Below are 17,933 nucleotides of genomic sequence, written 5' to 3' on the forward strand. Positions count from 1 at the left end.
TAGGAGCCGCTATAGCGGCGATCATGGCAATCGCAGCTATAGCTGCTCCTACAGGTGAGCCGCTTTTGGGGGAGCCGCTATGGCGGCGACCTCGGCCTCGTACACCGGTCGCCCATCGACCCAGGTCGAGCGCACGGTGAGCGAATCGAGTTCGCTGCCCGGGATCGCCAGCGGATCTTCGCCCAGCACCACGAAATCCGCGCGCAGGCCCGGGGCCAGGCGGCCGGTTTCGTCCTCGTCGAACGCCGCCCGGGCCGCGCCGGCAGTGAAGCCGTACAGGGCCTCGGCCGCGGTCAGCACCTGGTCCGGCAGCCAACCGCCCGGCGGCTGGCCATGCGCGTCCTGCCGGGTCACCGCGGCCAGCAGGCCCAGGCGCGGGTCTGCGTACTCGACCGGGAAATCCGAGCCCAGCGCCAGCGGCACGCCGGCCTTTTCGAAGCTGCGCCAGGCGTAGGCACCCGCAAGCCGCGCCTCGCCCAGGCGCTCACCGGCCCAACCCATGTCGGATGTGGCGTGCGTGGGCTGCATCGATGCGACCAGGTGCAGGCCGGCAAAACGCCCGATATCACCCGGCGCCATCACCTGCGCGTGTTCGACGCGCCAGCGATGGTCGCCCGCCGCATCGTCGCCGAGCACGCGCCCGTAGACATCCAGCACCACGCGGTTGCCGCGGTCGCCGATGGCGTGGGTCGCCACCTGCATGCCGCAGTCGTGCGCGCGGCGCACCGCGGCCTCGAAGTCCTCCTCGCTCTGCACCAGCAGCCCGCGGTTGCCAGGGTCATCGCTGTAGTCCTCGATCAGCGCTGCGCCGCGACTGCCGAGCGCGCCGTCGATCATCAGCTTCACCCCGCGCATGTCCAGGCGTCCGGACGCGTGGCTGTAGGCGCCGTCACGGCAGAGCCCGTCCACCAGGCCGCTGTCGCGCTGGGCATAGGCACGCACGCGCAGGCTGAGCGCACCGCTGTCGGCGAAGCGCTTCATGCGCTCGAGTCCGCCACGGGAGGTGCCCATGTCGTGCAAGCCCGTCAGGCCGAGGCTTGCGACGTGGCGCAGCGCGCGCTCCAGGGCGCGGTCCTGCCACGCCTCGTCCGGCGAAGGCGCCGCTGCGTAGACCAGCTGGGACGCCATATCGATGAAGACCCCCGTGGCCTTGCCGTCGACACGCTGCACCAGGCCGCCATTGGGCTGCCAATCACCGGACAGGTCGCGCCCGGCCGCGCGCATCGCCGCGCTGTTGGCCCAGGTGGCGTGCCCGTCGATGCGCTCGAGCACCACCGGGCGCTCCGGGAAGGCGGCGTCCAGCACCGCGGCCGTGGGGAATGCGCTGTCCGGCCAGAGGTTCTGGTCCCAGCCGCGGCCCATCAGCCAGGCGCCCTGCGGCAGGTCCTTCGCGAAGGCCTGAAGGCGCTGCACGATCTCACCGGTGCTGCGCGCGCCGACAAGGTCCGCCTGCATCAGTGCTTCGCCAAGGCCGATAAGGTGCGCGTGGGCGTCGATCAGTCCCGGGATGACCGTAGCGTTGCCGGCGTCGATGCGCTCGGCGTCGGGGTGGCGCGCGGCCAGCGCTTCGGCATCGCCAACGGCGAGGATGCGGCCGTCCGCGCCCCAGACCATCGCGGTGGCCACCGGCATGTCCGCATCGGAGGTATGGATCCGCGCCGCGGTCAGGAGCTGTTCGCCATCGGCGGCAAGGGCGTTGCCAGCCAGGGCAAGCAGCACGCTTGCGATGGCGGGGGCGAGGATCGTGGTGGCGTTGCTTCGCATGCGGCGTGGCTCCGTGGATGGACCGCGCCGACTATGTCCGCGATCGCGCGGCGGGGCAACGTGTCCTTGTGGCCGTTGCCCGCCGCGTACCGCCGGCACCGCGGGCCGTCAGCCCAGGAGTTCGGCTTCGAGCGTGACCGGCACCGCCGACAGCGCCTTGGACACCGGGCAGTTCTTCTTGGCGTCGTCGGCGATGGCGCGGAACTTCGCGTCCTCGATGCCCGGCACTTTGGCCTTGGTGAACAACCGGATCGCGCTCAGCGTCGGCCCGCCTTCCATCGACAGGTCGACCTCGGCACGCGAGTCCACCGAGTCGGCCGGATGCCCGGCTTCGGCCAGTGCGTTGGCCAGTGCCATGGTGAAGCAGCCGGCGTGCGCGGCGGCGATCAGCTCTTCCGGATTGGTGCCCTTCTCGTCGCCGAAGCGGCTGTTGAAGCCGTAGCGGGTGTCCTGCATCAGCCCGCTGGCGGGGGTGCTGATGCTGCCGCGGCCGGACTTCAGGTCGCCTTCCCAGTGTGCGGTGGCCTTGCGCGAAATACCCATGTCATTGCTCCGTTGGTGATCTGGACCCGACACGCTAGCGGTCGCGCCGTTATGCGGGCGTCGGGCCTCCCGGCGCGTCCGCGGCGCGAACTCGGGACGACCATGCTGCGTCGCAACGCGACGCCCGCGCACGCGCCGCGCTACTGTGCCTTTCCGCCATGACCGCCCGCCGTGTGCAGGCCCGGTCGCAGCATGCGACGGACAGCCATGACGTCCTTTCCGCCCAGCCAAGGGAGAAACGGACCCATGTCCCATGCAAGCGAAGACATCCGCAACGTGGCCCTCGCAGGCCACCCGGGCGCCGGCAAGACCACGCTGTTCGAAGCCCTGCTGCATGCCGGCGGCGCGATCCAGGCGGCAGGCAGCATCGAACGCGGCAGCACGGCCTCCGACTTCGATCCCCAGGAACGCGCGCGCGGGCATTCCATCGATGCCGCGATCGCCGGCATCGACCATCGCGCGACGGACGGCAGCCGCGTCCACATCAACCTGCTCGACACGCCGGGCTACCCGGATTTTCGCGGCGCTGCGCTGTCGGCGCTGTCGGCGGTGGAGACGGTCGCGGTGGTGGTTGACGCCGACACCGGGATCGGACACGGCACGCGGCGGATCATGGAGCACGCGGCGCGTCGGGGACTGTGCCGCGCCATCGTGGTCAACCGCATCGACGCCGAGGGCGCGGACTGCGCGCGCCTGCTCTACGAGCTGCGCCGGGAGTTCGGCCCCGACGTGCTGCCGGTCAACCTGCCGGCCGACGACGGAACGCGGGTGGTCGACTGCTTCGCCGGCGGCGGTGGCGACAGCGACCTCGGTCCTGTCGCGGAGTGGCACCGGCGCATCCTCGACCAGGTGGTCGAGGTCGAGGAGTCGGTGATGGAGCACTACCTGGACGGCGGCGAGTCCGCGCTTGGCCGCGACGAACTGCACGACGCCTTCGAGCAGTGCCTGCGCGAAGACCACCTGGTGCCGGTGTGCTTCGTATCCGCGCGCACGGGCACCGGCGTGCGCGAGTTCCTCGACGTGGTCGCCCGGCTGTTCCCGCATCCCGGCGAAGCAAACCCGCCACCCTTCAAACGCGGCACAGGCGATGACGCCGGGCCACTCGCCTCGCGCCCCGATCCCGACGCGCACGTGATCGCCGATGTCTTCAAAATCATCAACGATCCCTTCGTCGGCAAGCTCGGCGTGTTCCGGGTGCACCAGGGCACGGTGAGGCGCGACCAGCAGCTGTTCGTCGACGATGCCCGCAAGCCGTTCAAGGTCGCGCACCTGTACCGGATCCAGGGCAAGGACCACGTCGAGATCGAGCAGGCGGTGCCCGGCGACATCGCCGCGGTGGCCAAGGTCGAGGAGCTGCACTTCGACGCCGTGCTCCACGACAGCCACGACGAGGACCACATTTACCTTGAACCGATGGCCTACCCCCGGCCGATGTTCGGCCTCGCGGTGGAGGCCGGCAGCCGTGGCCAGGAGCAGAAGCTCGCCACCGCCCTGCACAAGCTGTCGGAAGAGGATCCCTGCTTCCAGGTCGAGCACGATGCCGAGACCAACGAGACCGTGGTGCGGGGGCTCTCCGAGCTGCACCTGCGCATCCAGCTGGACCGCCTGCGCGAACGCCACGGCGTCGAGGTGCATTCGCGGCCGCCGCGCATCGCCTATCGCGAAACCGTCAGCGCCGCCGCCGAAGGCCATTACCGGCACAAGAAGCAGACCGGCGGCGCCGGCCAGTTCGGCGAGGTCATGCTGCGCGTGGAGCCGCTGCCGCGTGGCGCCGGATTCGAGTTCGTCGATGCGGTGAAAGGCGGCACCATCCCCGGCCAGTTCATCCCGGCGGTCGAGAAGGGCGTGCAGCAGGCAATGGCCGGCGGCGCCGTGGCCGGGCACCCGATCCAGGACGTGCGCGTCATCGTGCACGATGGAAAGCACCATGCCGTCGACAGCAAGGAGATCGCGTTCGTGACCGCCGGGCGCAAGGCCTTCCTCGACGCGGTGGCCAAGGCTTCGCCGAAGGTGCTCGAACCCATCGTCGACCTGGTGGTGACCTCGCCCGAAGCGCACATGGGCGACATCAGCGGAGGGCTTGCCGGGCGCCGCGCGCGCATTCTCGGCACCGATGCGGCGCGCGGCGGCGACATCGTCGTCAAGGCGCAGGTGCCGCTGTCGGAGCTCGATGGCTACCCCGCCGAACTGCAGTCGGCGACCGCGGGTCGGGGCCGTTATTCGCTTGATTTCAGCCACTACGAGCCGGTTCCGGCGCAGCTGCAGCAGGCACTGGCCGCTGCCTGGCATCCCGGCCGGGACGACGATTGAGCACGGGCCTTGCGCGCGCGGCGCAGGAAAGATCGGGTTTTACCGCGCTTTCCACTTGGCGTGGCCCCGGGCATGCCCTACATTGCGATTGCCGACGGGGTCGGCCCGACTACCCATTACCGATAAACGGAATCACATAAACATGGCGAAGAAAGCAACCAAGGCGGTCAAGAAGGCCGCCCCGAAGAAAGTCGCTGCTGCCAAGCCGGCCGCGCCGAAGCCGATCAAGGACGCCCTGACCAAGTCCGGCCTTGTCGCGCACATCGTCGAGGGCACCGGCCTTGCAGCCAAGGACGTCCGCGCCGTCCTCGCCTCGCTCGAGGGCGCAGTGCACGGTTCGGTCAACAAGAAGGGCATCGGCAGCTTCACCCTGCCCGGCCTGCTGAAGATCACCTCGGTCAAGGTGCCGGCCAAGCCCAAGCGCAAGGGCATCAACCCCTTCACCAAGGAAGAGCAGTGGTTCGCCGCCAAGCCTGCTTCGGTGAAGGTCAAGGTGCGCCCGCTGAAGAAGCTGAAGGACGCCGCGGCCTGATCGCGACGCGCCAACGCTTCACCCTGCTCGGGACGGCAATTGCCGTCCCGAGTCGTTTCAGGGCCACGGCCACGCGGACGCAACGCGGCGTGGCGCATGCTTTGCCGATCGCCGGCCACCTGCCGGTCCCTCCCACGCACCCCCAAGGCACGCGCATGAACCTGCAAGGCTTCCTCGATCACCTCCTCAAGTCCCAGTCCGCCAGCCAGGCACCGGGCACGCAGCCTTCGACCGGGGGCAGCCTGCTCAACGCCGACTTCGGCAAGGGCGCCATCACCGGCGGCGCGCTCGGCCTGCTGCTGGGCAAGAACAAGTCCACGCGCAAACTCGCGACCTATGGCGGCCTGGCCGCGATCGGGGTCATGGCCTACAAGGCCTACGGCGACTACACCGCGCAACAGGCCGCGACGCAGCAGGGCGCTGCACGCGCCGCACCTCCGCAGACCGTCGACCGGCTTCCGCCGCCGCAGGCCGCGCTGCACAGCGAGGCGATCCTGCGCGCGCTGGTGGGCGCGGCGAAGGCCGACGGCCACATCGACGAACGCGAGCGCGGCGTGATCGAGGGCGAATTCGCGCGCCTGAACCCGGGCAGCGAAGTGCAGCAGTGGCTGCACGCCGAACTCGCCAAGCCGCTGGACCCGGCCGAGGTCGCGCGCGCGGCGACGACGCCGGAAATCGCTTCGGAGATGTACCTGGCCAGCCTGATGGCCGCCGACGAGCAGAACTTCATGGAACGCGCCTACCTCGACGAGCTGGCGCGCCAGCTCAAGCTCGACGACGACCTGCGCCAGCGCCTGTCGAACGAACTCCAACGCGGCTGACGTGCGGGCGACCGTCCGCCTGGCCCGGCTGGTCGCCTGGCTGTTCGTCCTGGCGGCGCTCGCCGCTCTGGCATCCTGGGCCTGGGACCAGCCGTTCATGGCCCGGGTGCGCACGCAGTGGGAACTCTCGCGCATGCCGCCGCCGACGGCGGTGGCGATGCCGGTGCAGGGCGTGGAGGCCCGCAGCGTGGCCGACACCTTCGGCGCGCCGCGCGGACGCGACCGCAGGCACGAGGGCGTCGACATCTTCGCTGCGCGCGGCACGGTGGTGGCAAGCGCCACGCGCGGCATCGTGACGGCGGTGCGCGAAGGCGGGCTCGGTGGGCGCCAGGTCTGGGTGTCGGGTCCCGCGCTGCAGCGCCACTACTACGCGCACCTGGACGACTGGGCCGAAGGCCTCGCGGCGGGTGACGTCCTGTGGCCCGGCGACCCGCTTGGCGTGGTGGGCGACACCGGCAATGCGCGCGGTACGCCGCCGCACCTGCACTACGGCATCTACGGCGAAGGCGGAGCCATCGACCCGCTGCCGCTGCTGCGCGCCCACGGGCGTCGCGACGCACGACCGGGCGAAGCGGCGGTGCCGCAGTGATCGACCTTCGCGCGGCGCGGCGCTAGGCTTTGGCCATCGCGCGGCGCACCGCGCTCCATTGGACCGGCATGGACAAGCGCTTCTGGATTTGCGGGATTGTCGTCGGCGCGGCCGCCCTGTTGATCGGTTTCCTGGTCCACGGCCTGCTGCTGCGCCCCGACTACCAGGCACTCGCCCAGCTGTACCGTTCCCCGGAGCAGGCGAACGCGCACGCGGCATGGATCATCCCCGCCTACCTGTCCCTTGGCCTGGCGATGACCTGGCTGTACCGGCGCATGCCCGCCAGCGACGGCGTCGACCTGACCCGCGGCGCGCGCTTCGGGCTGGCGGTGGCGCTGGTCTCCTACGTGCCCTGGCACGTGCTCGCCTTCGTCGGCCAGCCGCTGCCACTGGCGTTGATGCTGCGCCAGGTGGCGTTCGACCTGGTGGCGATGGTCCTGCTGGGGATGCTGCTGGCCTGGCTGCAGCCGCACCGGCGGGTGCTCACCTCGCTGCCCTGAGCAGGCGGCCGCGGCGCGACCGGCGCTGACGATGCGTTCATCGCCGGCGCGTATCGTCTGGCGCAGCCATCGCAGACGTCTACACCGCCATGTCACCACTGAACCTGCTGTCCATCGCCGCGCTGGCACTCGCCCTGGCGGGCTGCGGCGACAAGGCCGCCGCGCCTGCCGTGGTCGCGGAGGAGGATTTCGAAGCCCTGCCCGCGCCCGCGCAACCGGACCGTGGCGGCGTCACCGGCATGCCCGATGCGCCGGGCCCGGGCGCCGTTCCGCTTGCGGGCCAGGCCGCACAGCTCGATGACGATGCCACCGGACCGGGCGCAACGCTGTTCTCGGACGGCATGGCGCTGCCCGCACTGCCTGATTCCGAAGCCACCGCCACCCTCTCGCCGCTTCGTGCAGCAGCTCCCGACCAGCAACAGCTGCCGCGGTTCGCCGACACCGGCACGGGCCCCGGCACGTTGCCGCCGCTGGAAGACAACCCCGAAGCCGGACTTGCGAGCGGGCCCCACGCAGCGCCACCCGCCTTGCCCGCGTCGGCGTCGGCGTCGGCGGCTCCGCCGGGCGCGTCCGCACGCGACGCGACCACCGCGGTCCGCGCCTATTACGACGCAATCGGCTCCGGGGATTACAACCGTGCCTATGCCGCGTGGTCCGACGGCGGCCGCAGCAGCGGACGCACGCCGGCGCAGTTCGCGGCGGCCTTCCAGGACACCCGCATCATCCGCGTGTCGATCGGCGATCCCGGCCGCGTGGAAGGCGCCGCGGGCTCCCGCTTCGTCGAGGTGCCGGTGACCGTCACCAGCCGCCTGGCGGACGGCCGCGAGCTGCGCCAGGCCGGCAGCTTCGCCATGCGCAGCTCCGTGGTGGAGGGAGCCGCGCCGGGCTGGCACATCGTGTCTGCGGACCTCCGCGAACTGCAGCCCTGATCCGGGGCGCGCCGGTCAGCGCTTGGGCTGCAGCATCGTCCCGGTGCAGTCCGGCGCGCCGCAGCGGCATCCCCAGAGCTTCTTCAGCTTCGGGGTGTGGCGTTCGTCCAGGATGATGCCGTAGTTGTAGGTCAGCTCCTCGCCCGGCTCGATGCGGCGCAACGCTTCGATGAATACCTTGTCCTTGTGCGGGCGACCCTTGTCGTCCTCTTCCACCACGGCCTCGCAGTTCGGCGCGCAGCTGTGGTTGATCCAGCGCGCGACACCGCTGTCCATGTTGCCATCGATGACGTAGTCGTCGTTGAGCGTGAACAGGAAGGTGTGGCCGTTCTCGTCGACGTCGCCGTATTCGGCATCGACCTCGTCGTGGCTGCGGAGCCTGCCCTTGTAGCGGACGATGCGCTCTTCCTTCTCGATCAACTCGGTGGCGAACACGCCGTTGCCGTGGATCTCGGATTGGCGGGCCTCGATCTTCTTGTCCTTCTTGCCGGACTTGTTCTTGCTCTTGGCCATCTGCGGCGTCGTCTCGCTGGGGAAAGGGGCATTGTGGTGGAAGCGCAGGCGATCTTCCATCGCACATGTCCGGCTCTCCGCACACCCCCTGTGCGCGGGACGGGCTCCGGCGTCTTCCAGCTTCGGATCGGAGACAGGAGCGTCGCGGCTGGGACGCTCCTGTCTTTGCGAGCCAATCCGCTCGACCTCGACGTTGCGACGCTGCCCTCCACCAGATCGCCGCAACGGTCGGACCCGCCGCGGATGCAGGGGGGATGACCAGAGCCGGCCATGGATGGCCGGCGCCCGGAACTGGGAGCAGGACAGCGCATATTCCGGCTGGGCATCCCCCCTGCGTCCGCGGCGGGCAGCGCACACCCACAACGAAGAAAGGAAGGGGCGCAGCTTGGACGCGACCGGATCAAATGGTACAATTTCGGTCCTCTTTAACGACCACCGCCTCCGATGCTGCGCGTCACCCGCCTCACCGACTACGCCACCGTGGTGCTGACCGTGCTTGCCGCGGAGCCGGATCGCGTGCTGAGCGCGGCCGAGCTTGCGGAGCGCGCGGGGCTGGAAGCACCCACGGTCAGCAAGCTGCTCAAGCCGCTGGCGCAGGCCGGACTGCTCGAGGCCTTCCGCGGCGCGCATGGCGGCTACCGCCTGTCGCGCCCGGCGTCGGAGATCAGCCTGATCGCCATCGTCGAAGCCATGGAAGGGCCGCTGGCGATGACCGAGTGCAGCCTGGAGGACACCAGCTGCGGCATCGCCGAGCACTGCGGCGCGCGCGCCAACTGGCGGCGCATCAACGACATCGTCGCCGACGCCCTGCGCGGCGTCAGCCTGGCGCAGATGCTCGAAGCGCCACACCCCCATTCCGGGGCCGGCCCGGCTGCGTCCAGACGCATCCCCGCCCGCCTCGCCACCCTATGAAGACCCAGGCAGCCCCCATGGCCACCCAGACCGAAGCACCCATCCAGCCCCTCGCCGACGACCGCCCGCTCCAGAACGAGGCGATCCACGAGCAGCTTGGCCGCAAGTACGAGGCCGGCTTCATCACCGACATCGAGTCCGACTCGCTGCCCCCGGGCCTTGACGAAGACACCATCCGCGCCCTGTCCGCGATCAAGGAAGAGCCCGAGTGGATGACCGAGTGGCGCCTCGAGGCCTACCGCCACTGGCTGACCATGCCGGTGCCGCACTGGGCCAGGCTTTCGATCGCGCCGATCGACTTCCAGGCGATCAGCTACTACTCCGCGCCCAAGGGGCCGAAGTACGCGTCGCTCGACGAGGTGCCGCAGGAACTGCTCGACACCTACGACAAGCTGGGCGTGCCGCTGCACGAGCGCGCGAAGCTTGCCGGCGTGGCCGTGGATGCCGTGTTCGACTCGGTCTCGGTCGGTACCACCTTCCGCAAGGAGCTGGCCGAGAAGGGCGTGATCTTCTGCTCGATGTCCGAGGCCATCAGGGAGTATCCGGAGCTGGTCAAGAAATACCTCGGCACCGTGGTGCCGGTGGGCGACAATTACTTCGCCGCGCTGAACTCCGCCGTGTTCTCGGACGGCTCCTTCGTGTTCATCCCGAAGGGCGTGCGCTGCCCGATGGAGCTCAGCACCTATTTCCGCATCAACGCCGGCCACACCGGGCAGTTCGAGCGCACCCTGATCATCGCCGAGGAAAGCTCGCACGTGAGCTACCTCGAAGGCTGCACGGCGCCGATGCGCGACGAGAACCAGCTGCACGCGGCGGTGGTGGAGCTGGTGACGCTGGACGACGCCGAGATCAAGTACTCGACGGTGCAGAACTGGTACCCCGGCGACGAGAACGGCGTCGGCGGCATCTACAACTTCGTCACCAAGCGCGCCGAGTGCCGCGGTGCCCGCAGCAAGGTGATCTGGACCCAGGTCGAGACCGGCTCCGCGATCACCTGGAAATACCCGAGCTGCGTGCTGCTGGGCGACGATTCCTCCGGCGAGTTCCATTCGGTGGCGCTGACCCACCATCGCCAGCAGGCCGACACCGGCACCAAGATGATCCACCTCGGCAAGCGCACCAAGTCGAAGATCATCAGCAAGGGCATCAGTGCCGGCCGCGGGCAGAACACCTACCGCGGGCTGGTCAAGGTGGGCGCGAAGGCCGAAGGCGCGCGCAACTACACGCAGTGCGACAGCCTGCTGATCGGCAAGACCTGCGGCGCGCACACCTTCCCCTACATCGAGGTGAAGAACCCGAGCGCGACCGTCGAGCACGAGGCCACCACCTCGAAGATCAGCGACGACCAGATGTTCTATTGCCGCAGCCGCGGGCTGGGCGAAGAGGACGCGGTCAGCCTGATCGTCGACGGCTTCTGCAAGCAGGTGTTCCGCGAGCTTCCGATGGAGTTCGCGGTGGAAGCGAAGAAGCTGCTGGAAGTGAGCCTTGAAGGCTCGGTGGGCTGAGGCTTGCCGGGGATCGCGGCTGTAGCCGCTCCCACAAGGACGGGTACAGCCGCTTCCACACAGTAAGAGAAACATGACAGGTGCGGCGCGGCCGCCCTGGTTGAAACCCGAAGGACCGGCCGATGCCGGCCGTCCCCAGACACAAGAGATCGACATGCTGAAGATCGACAACCTGCACGCCACCGTCGGCGGCGACCGCGAAATCCTCAAGGGCCTGAGCCTCGACGTGAAGCCGGGCGAAGTGCACGCCATCATGGGCCCCAACGGCGCCGGCAAGTCGACGCTGGGCAACATCATCGCCGGCCGCGATGGCTATGACGTCACCGACGGCACGGTCGAGTTCGAGGGCGCCGACCTGCTGGCGCTGGACCCCGAGGAGCGCGCGGCCGCCGGCGTCTTCCTCGCCTTCCAGTACCCGGTCGAGATCCCGGGCGTGAACAACACCTACTTCCTGCGCAGTGCGCTCAACGCCCAGCGCAAGGCGCGCGGCGAGGAGGAGCTGGATTCGATGCAGTTCCTGAAGCTGGTGCGCGAGAAGCTCGGCGTGCTGCACCTGGATGACAAGCTGCTGCACCGCGGCGTCAACGAGGGCTTCAGCGGCGGCGAGAAGAAGCGCAACGAGATCTTCCAGATGGCGGTGCTTGAGCCGAAGCTGGCGATCCTCGACGAGACCGACTCCGGCCTCGACATCGACGCCCTGCGCCAGGTCGCCGACGGCGTGAACGCGCTGCGCTCGCCCGACCGCGCCTTCCTCGTGATCACGCACTACCAGCGCCTGCTCGAGTACATCAAGCCCGATTACGTGCACGTGCTGGCCGATGGCCGCATCGTCGAATCCGGCGGGCCAGAGCTCGCCCTGCAACTTGAAGCCCAGGGCTACGAGTGGCTGCGCGAGCGCAAGGTGCCGGAGGCGGTGGCGTAATGTCCGCACTGCTCGACTCCCTCTCGACCGGCTTCAGCGGCACCGGCGCCCGCCGCGTCGCGCTTGATGCCGCGCTTCGCGACGGCCTGCCGCATGCGCGCAGCGAAGCCTGGAAGTACACCTCGCTGCGCACGCTGGAGCGCCGCGGCTTCTCGCCCGCGTCGCTGCCGCATGCGGACGTGGATCCGGCGCTCATCGCCGACATCCCGGCACCGCGCCTGGTCTTCGCCAACGGCCGCTTCAACGCCGCGATGTCGGACATCTCCGGGCTGCCCGAGGGCGCGCGCCTGCTGTCGATGGCCGAAGCGATGGCCGATCCCGACCCGCGCGAGAGCAACGTGCTGGCGCGCAGCTACGAGCGTGCGGACGAGGTCTTCGCGCGACTCAACGCCGCGCTCGCCGACGACGGCGCGGTGCTGCGCGTGGCCGAGGGCGTGGCGGTGGAGGTCCCGGTGCACCTGGTCTTCATCGGCCTCCCCGCCGAGGGCGACCTCGCCTGGCACGCACGCCACCTGCTCGAACTGCGCCGCGGCGCCTCGGCGACGGTGATCGAGCACCACCTGGCCGGCGGCGACCATGCCCACCTCGGCAACGCCATCGCCCACGTGCACCTGGCCGCCGGCGCCGTGCTGCGCCATGCGCGCATCCAGGACGAATCCGGCCGCGCCACCCTGTTCACCCGCACCGACGCCGTGCTCGCACGCGACGCCAGCTACCGGCGCCTGGACCTCGAGCTCGGCGGCGCGCTGTCGCGCCACGAGCTCAACGTGCGCCTGGAAGGCGACAAGGCCGAGCTGGTCGCCAACGGCGTGCTGCTGGCCGCCGGTCGCCGCCACCTCGATACGCGCCTGGGGATCGAACACATCGCCCGCGACACCCGCTGCGAACTGGTCTGGCGCGGCATGGCCGCGGGCCGCGGCCGCGCCGTGTTCCACGGCGGCATCGAGATCCGCGAAGGCGCCGACGGTACCGATGCCCGGCTGTCGAACAAGAACCTGCTGCTGTCCGACACCGCCGAGATCGACACCCAGCCGGTGCTGGTGATCCACGCCGACGAAGTCACCGCCGCGCACGGCGCCACCGTCGGCCAGCTCGATGATGCCGCGATGTTCTACCTGCGCTCGCGCGGACTGCCTGAAGAGGAGGCGCGCGCGCTGCTGACCGCCGCGTTCGTGCGCGAACCGCTGCTGTCGGTAGTGGAGACGCCCGCGCACCGCGAACTGCTGGAGGCAAGGCTGGACCGGGCGGTCGAAGCGCAGGTACTGGTGTGATGGATCCTGGCGCGCTTCGCCCCCGTCCGCCCTTCGGGCACCTTCCCCCGCACGCGGGAGAAAAGGATCCGGCCACGATTGACTGGGCGGCGGTGCGGGGCGACTTCCCGCTGCTGCAGCGGGAGGTGCACGGCAAGCCGCTGGTGTATTTCGATTCGGCCAACACCGGACAGAAGCCGGCCGCGGTGATCGATGCCGTCGACGGTTTCTATCGCCGCCACAACGCCAACGTCAGCCGCGCCGTGCACCAGCTCGGCAGCGAGGCGACCGAGGCCTACGAGCAGTCGCGCGCGAAGCTTGCGCGCTTCATCAACGTACGGCCCGACGACCTGGTCCTGACCAGCGGCACCACCTTCGCGATCAATCTGGTCGCCTACTCCTGGGCGCTGCCGCGGCTCAAGGCCGGCGACGTGGTCCTGGTCACGCGCATGGAGCACCACGCCAACATCGTGCCCTGGCAACTGGTTGCCCAGCGCACCGGCGCGCGCATCGACGTCGTCGACCTGCTGCCCGACGGCAGCCTCGACATGGACATGCTGCGCGCGAAAATGACCGGCGACGTCAAGCTGCTCGCCGTCGCCCACGTCAGCAACGTGCTGGGCACCGTCAATCCGGTGGCCGACATCTGCCGCGAAGCGCGCAGGCGCGGCATCGTCACCGTGGTCGACGGTTCGCAGGCGCTGCCGCACCGCCCGGTCGACGTCGCCGCGATCGGCTGCGACTTCTACGCGCTGACCGGCCACAAGATGTGCGCGCCCACCGGCACCGGCGCGCTGTGGGCGCGACGCGAGCACCTCGAGGCCATGCCGCCCTTCATCGGCGGCGGCGAGATGATCAGGGAGGTGCGGCTGGACGGCGGCACCGTGTTCAACGATCCGCCACGCAAGTTCGAGGCCGGCACGCCGAACATCGCCGGCTTCGTCGGCATGGGCGCCGCGGTCGACTACCTTTCGGCGCTGGGCATGGCGCGTGTCGAAGCCCGCGAGCAGGAATTGCTGGCGCACCTGGACGAGGAGTTCGCCAAGGTCGACGGCCTGCGCGTCTTCGGCACCGCGCCGGGCAAGGCGGCGGTGGTCTCGTTCGCGATCGACGGCGTCCACTCGCACGACCTCGCCACCCTGCTCGACCTCGAGGGCATGGCCGTGCGCTCCGGCCAGCACTGCGCGCACCCGCTGCTGCAGTGGCTGGGCGTCAGCGCCACCTGCCGCGCCTCGCTCGCCTTTTACAACACCCATGACGAGATCGATGCCTTCATCGCCGCGCTGCGCAAGGTCCGGAAACTGCTGGCCTGACCCGGCCGCGGGCCGGCAGAATCACGCCATGGGCGAACTCCAGTTCCGCGCGGCCACCGACGCCGACATCGATGCCATCGTGCGCCTGGTCACGCGCGCCTACCGCGGCGAAGCCAGCCGCGCCGGCTGGACCACCGAGGCCGACTTCCTCGACGGCGAGCGCATCGACGCCGCCGTGGTCCGCGCCGACATCCGCCAGCCACGCAGCCGCGTACTGCTTGCCCTGCGCGGGGACGCGCTGCTCGCCTGCGCACACGTCGCCGACGTTGGCGGCGCCGGCTATTTCGGCATGTTCGCGGTGGAGCCGACCTTGCAGGGCGGCGGCATCGGGCGCGCCGTGCTTGCCGAGTGCGAGCGCATCGCGCGCGGGGAGTGGGGCCTGCCGTGCATGCGGATGACGGTGATCGACCTGCGCGCTGAACTGATCGCCTGGTATGGGCGCCTGGGCTACCGCCGCACCGGCGAGCACAGGCCCTTCCCCTACGGTGACGCCCGCTTCGGCATCCCCCGGCGCGACGACCTCCGTTTCGAAGTTCTGGAGAAGATGCTGTGAGCGAAGCCTGGACCTTCGTCTGCCCTGGCGCCGAGCTGCTGCCAGGTGAAATGAAGACGGTGTTCGATGAAGCCACCGGGGCGCCGATCCTGGTGCTGAACCTCGACGGCGAACTCTATGCGCTGGAGGACATCTGCAGCCACGAGGACTTCGAGCTCTCCGCCGGTGCGCTCGACGCCGACGCGGGCACGATCGAGTGCGTGCTGCACGGAGCGAAGTTCGATGTCCGTGACGGCAGCGCGCTCTGTGCGCCGGCGTATGAGCCGGTGGCCAAGTTTCCGGTGAAGCGGGAGGCGGATGGCGGGGTGTGGACGAGGGACGACCGGGACTGAGTCCTGATAGCAGCGCGACGGGACCCGTGGGGACCCGGTTCTTTGGAGGGGGCGGGTCGCAGCGATAGCTGCTCCTGCAGTTGGGATGTGGGCGCTGGGTGAATGATTCCCCGTTGCGGTTGCTAATGGTTCTCATTACCATGGCGGTCCGCTGAATGCGTGCGGACGGCCCCCGGGTTGCCGCGCACGCTTCCCCGTCAAGCCGCCGCCAGACGTGGACCCCCACTGATTTCCGGAGCCAATCCGTCCATGTCCACACCCGCCGCCCGCCTGCGCGTGCGCCACGCGCCCGTGCGCACCGCGCTGTTTGCCGCAATCACTGCCCTGCTGCCGCTGTCCACTGCGCTCGCGCAGGATGCGACGTTCGATGGCGGCGACGCGACCACCCTCGACACCCTGGTGGTGACCGCCGCCGGCTTCGAGCAGAAGCTCACCGACGCCCCGGCCAGCATCAGCGTGATCACCCGCGAGGACCTGTCCACCCGCCCCTACGTCACCTTGACCGACGCCGTGCGCGACCTCGAGGGCGTCGACGTCGGCGAGACCTCGGACAAGACCGGGCAGAAGACCGTCAGCATGCGCGGCATGGGGCCGGACTACACGCTGATCCTCATCGACGGCAAGCGGCAGAACAACCACGGCGACATCTACCCCAACAACTTCGGCGGCAACCAGTTCAACCACGTGCCGCCGCTGGACATGATCGAGCGCATCGAAGTGATCCGCGGGCCGGCGTCCACGCTGTACGGCGCCGACGCCCTGGGTGGCGTGATCAACATCATCACCCGCAAGGTCGGCGACCGCTGGATGGGTTCGGCCACGGTCTCGCACAACCTGCAGGAAAACGACGACTTCGGCAGCGACAGCACCTTCGACTTCGCGGTCATGGGGCCGCTGGTCCAGGACACGCTGGGCCTTGCCGTGCGCGGCTCCTGGTACGACCGCAATTCGTCGACGCCCGAGTACGAAGTCATCACCGCTCCCGACGGCACGGAGTTCGAGCGTTCGCTGGGCTTCGGCGGCGGCGGCAAGACCGTCGACAACACCAACAGGAGCGCGGGCGTGACCCTGAGCTGGACGCCCGGCGAGTTCCAGAGCGTGGTGTTCGAATACGACAAATCCGAGCAGGTGTACGACAACACGCCGTACATCAACAACCTCGGCACCGAGACCTACCCGCTGGGCACGGTGGACGGGCTGGGCGGCATCTGGCGCGCGCCGCCGCGCGTCGGCTATGCCGCCGACCAGGAGTTCACCCGCGACCAGTGGTCCGTGACCCACCAGGGGCAGTGGGAGTTCGGCAACAGCTTCCTGTCGCTGTCGCATATCGACACCGCCAACCACGGCCGCACCCTGCCCTTCACCGTGGCCGAGCGCCTGCTGCACGAAGACATCTACTGCGACAACGCCGCCGTCTGCGAGACGGGTCCCTACGCCGGCCTGGGCCGTGAAGACCGCCAGCAGCTGGCGGTCGAAGCCTTCCTGCCGCGCCCCAAGCGCACCATGGAAAGCCGCCAGTACACGCTCGACGGCAAGCTCGACTTCGCGCTGGGCGCCAACCACCACGTGATCGTGGGCGGACAGGTCGTCGACGGCGAACTCGAGGACGGCGTGTTCGGCATGGAAGGCGGCGGCGACGGCGGCGGCACCGTGCAGGAGCACAAAATGTGGTCGGTGTTCGCCGAGGACAACTGGAAGCCCACCGAGGCGCTGACCATCACCCTGGGCCTGCGCCACGACGACCACAACATGTTTGGCAGCCGCCTCAGCCCGCGCGCGTACGCGGTCTGGGACCTGGCCCCGGCCTGGACCCTGAAGGGCGGCGTCAGCACCGGCTACAAGACGCCCAAGACCACCGACCTCTACGACGGCATCATCGGCTTCGGCGGCCAGGGCACGTCGCCCTTCGTCGGCAATCCGGACCTTGAGCCGGAGACCAGCGTCAACACCGAAGTCGCGCTGTACTGGACCGCGCCCGAGGGCGGGCACAACTTCAACGTCACCATCTTCCGCAACGACTTCGACGACAAGATCGCCCGCGGCGAGACCAGCCAGAGCTGCGAGGAGACCGGCGGCGTGCGTCCGTGCGCCAACCTTGGCGACTTCGGCCTGCTGGGCTACACGACCTACGCGCAGAACATCAACATCGACGAGGTGCGCATCCAGGGTGCCGAAATCGCCGGCCGCTGGGGCATCAGCGAGGCCTGGTCGCTGCGCGCCAACTACACCTTCACCGACAGCGAGCAGCTGAGCGGCGACGACAAGGGCCTGCCGCTGACCAACACCGCCAAGCACATGGTCAACGCCAGCCTCAACTGGCAGGCCACGGATGACTTCAGCATGCAGCTGTCATCGGAAACCCGCTCCAAGCGCTACCGCGACGTGATCGACGGCGTCCGCTACGACTACGAGGACTACACCGTCCTCCATTTCGGCGCGCAGTACCGTTTCAGCGAGAACGTCCGCCTCAACGCGCGCATCAACAACCTGCTCGACGAGGACTTCACCAGCTTCCGCACCGTCTGGACGCAGGATGCGGACGGCGCCTACGCGCCCACCTATTACGACGACTACAACAACAAGGACAAGTCGCGGAACCTGTGGCTCAGCCTGAACGTGCAGTTCTGACCCGCGACGCCGGCCCC

General features: G+C 69.4%; 17 protein-coding genes. 14 read left to right on the forward strand and 3 right to left on the reverse strand.

Translation table 11 applies throughout. The annotated features are described in order from the left end of the window. Window positions 1-48: 48 nt before the first annotated feature. Window positions 49-1,764, reverse strand: coding sequence for an amidohydrolase (locus WCE39_RS02160; protein WP_343275074.1), 1,716 nt, complete (start codon window positions 1,762-1,764; stop codon window positions 49-51). 108 nt (window positions 1,765-1,872) lie between these two features. Continuing rightward, window positions 1,873-2,307, reverse strand: coding sequence for an OsmC family protein (locus tag WCE39_RS02165; protein ID WP_343275075.1), 435 nt, complete (start codon window positions 2,305-2,307; stop codon window positions 1,873-1,875). A gap of 246 nt (window positions 2,308-2,553) precedes the next feature. Between WCE39_RS02165 and fusA the strand changes: the two genes are divergently transcribed. The 6 genes from fusA (at window position 2,554) to WCE39_RS02195 (ending at window position 7,988) form a co-directional block, all read left to right on the forward strand. Beyond that, window positions 2,554-4,617 carry an elongation factor G gene (fusA, locus tag WCE39_RS02170; RefSeq protein WP_343275076.1) on the forward strand — a complete coding sequence of 688 codons (2,064 nt, stop codon included), beginning with the start codon at window positions 2,554-2,556 and terminating at the stop codon, window positions 4,615-4,617. 142 nt (window positions 4,618-4,759) lie between these two features. Continuing rightward, window positions 4,760-5,149 (forward strand): HU family DNA-binding protein, encoded by a 390-nt coding sequence (locus WCE39_RS02175; RefSeq protein ID WP_343253826.1) that lies wholly within the window; start codon window positions 4,760-4,762, stop codon window positions 5,147-5,149. 155 nt (window positions 5,150-5,304) lie between these two features. Beyond that, entirely contained in the window at window positions 5,305-5,970 is a 666-nt protein-coding gene (locus WCE39_RS02180; protein WP_343275077.1) for a tellurite resistance TerB family protein, read from the forward strand. A 1-nt stretch (window position 5,971) separates the two neighbouring features. After that, window positions 5,972-6,559, forward strand: coding sequence for a M23 family metallopeptidase (locus WCE39_RS02185; RefSeq protein ID WP_343275078.1), 588 nt, complete (start codon window positions 5,972-5,974; stop codon window positions 6,557-6,559). A gap of 68 nt (window positions 6,560-6,627) precedes the next feature. Continuing rightward, a complete protein-coding gene (locus tag WCE39_RS02190; RefSeq protein WP_343275079.1) occupies window positions 6,628-7,059 on the forward strand; it encodes a hypothetical protein in 432 nt (143 codons plus the stop codon). An 89-nt stretch (window positions 7,060-7,148) separates the two neighbouring features. Next, window positions 7,149-7,988, forward strand: coding sequence for a hypothetical protein (locus WCE39_RS02195; protein WP_343275080.1), 840 nt, complete (start codon window positions 7,149-7,151; stop codon window positions 7,986-7,988). Between the two features lie 15 nt (window positions 7,989-8,003). Here the strand turns inward: WCE39_RS02195 and WCE39_RS02200 are convergent, their stop codons facing one another. Further along, the gene (locus tag WCE39_RS02200) at window positions 8,004-8,501 is read right to left on the reverse strand and encodes an SET domain-containing protein (RefSeq protein WP_343275221.1); all 498 of its coding nucleotides are present in this window, start codon (window positions 8,499-8,501) and stop codon (window positions 8,004-8,006) included. Window positions 8,502-8,945: 444 nt separating this feature from the next. Here WCE39_RS02200 and WCE39_RS02205 point away from each other — a divergent pair, with 444 nt between their 5' ends. The 8 genes from WCE39_RS02205 to WCE39_RS02240 all read left to right on the forward strand — a co-directional run bounded on the left by WCE39_RS02205 (window position 8,946) and on the right by WCE39_RS02240 (window position 17,916). Beyond that, window positions 8,946-9,413 (forward strand): SUF system Fe-S cluster assembly regulator, encoded by a 468-nt coding sequence (locus WCE39_RS02205; protein ID WP_343275081.1) that lies wholly within the window; start codon window positions 8,946-8,948, stop codon window positions 9,411-9,413. A 17-nt stretch (window positions 9,414-9,430) separates the two neighbouring features. Continuing rightward, a complete protein-coding gene (gene sufB / locus WCE39_RS02210; protein WP_343275082.1) occupies window positions 9,431-10,918 on the forward strand; it encodes a Fe-S cluster assembly protein SufB in 1,488 nt (495 codons plus the stop codon). 154 nt (window positions 10,919-11,072) lie between these two features. Continuing rightward, window positions 11,073-11,840, forward strand: coding sequence for a Fe-S cluster assembly ATPase SufC (gene sufC / locus WCE39_RS02215; protein ID WP_343275083.1), 768 nt, complete (start codon window positions 11,073-11,075; stop codon window positions 11,838-11,840). After that, a complete protein-coding gene (gene sufD / locus WCE39_RS02220) occupies window positions 11,840-13,111 on the forward strand; it encodes a Fe-S cluster assembly protein SufD (RefSeq protein WP_343275084.1) in 1,272 nt (423 codons plus the stop codon). The genes sufC and sufD overlap by 1 nt, the downstream gene beginning before the upstream one ends. 77 nt (window positions 13,112-13,188) lie before the next feature. Beyond that, complete coding sequence (locus WCE39_RS02225; protein ID WP_343275222.1) at window positions 13,189-14,403, forward strand: cysteine desulfurase; 1,215 nt, start codon at window positions 13,189-13,191, stop codon at window positions 14,401-14,403. 28 nt (window positions 14,404-14,431) lie between these two features. Then, window positions 14,432-14,956, forward strand: coding sequence for a GNAT family N-acetyltransferase (locus tag WCE39_RS02230; RefSeq protein ID WP_343275085.1), 525 nt, complete (start codon window positions 14,432-14,434; stop codon window positions 14,954-14,956). Further along, window positions 14,953-15,288 carry a non-heme iron oxygenase ferredoxin subunit gene (locus WCE39_RS02235; RefSeq protein WP_343275086.1) on the forward strand — a complete coding sequence of 112 codons (336 nt, stop codon included), beginning with the start codon at window positions 14,953-14,955 and terminating at the stop codon, window positions 15,286-15,288. Before WCE39_RS02230 ends, WCE39_RS02235 begins: the two co-directional genes overlap by 4 nt. 249 nt (window positions 15,289-15,537) lie before the next feature. Continuing rightward, window positions 15,538-17,916 (forward strand): TonB-dependent receptor domain-containing protein, encoded by a 2,379-nt coding sequence (locus tag WCE39_RS02240; protein ID WP_343275087.1) that lies wholly within the window; start codon window positions 15,538-15,540, stop codon window positions 17,914-17,916. Window positions 17,917-17,933: the final 17 nt, after the last annotated feature.

Origin of the sequence: Luteimonas yanweni (assembly GCF_039548475.1) — a bacterium.
GTDB lineage: Bacteria > Pseudomonadota > Gammaproteobacteria > Xanthomonadales > Xanthomonadaceae > Luteimonas.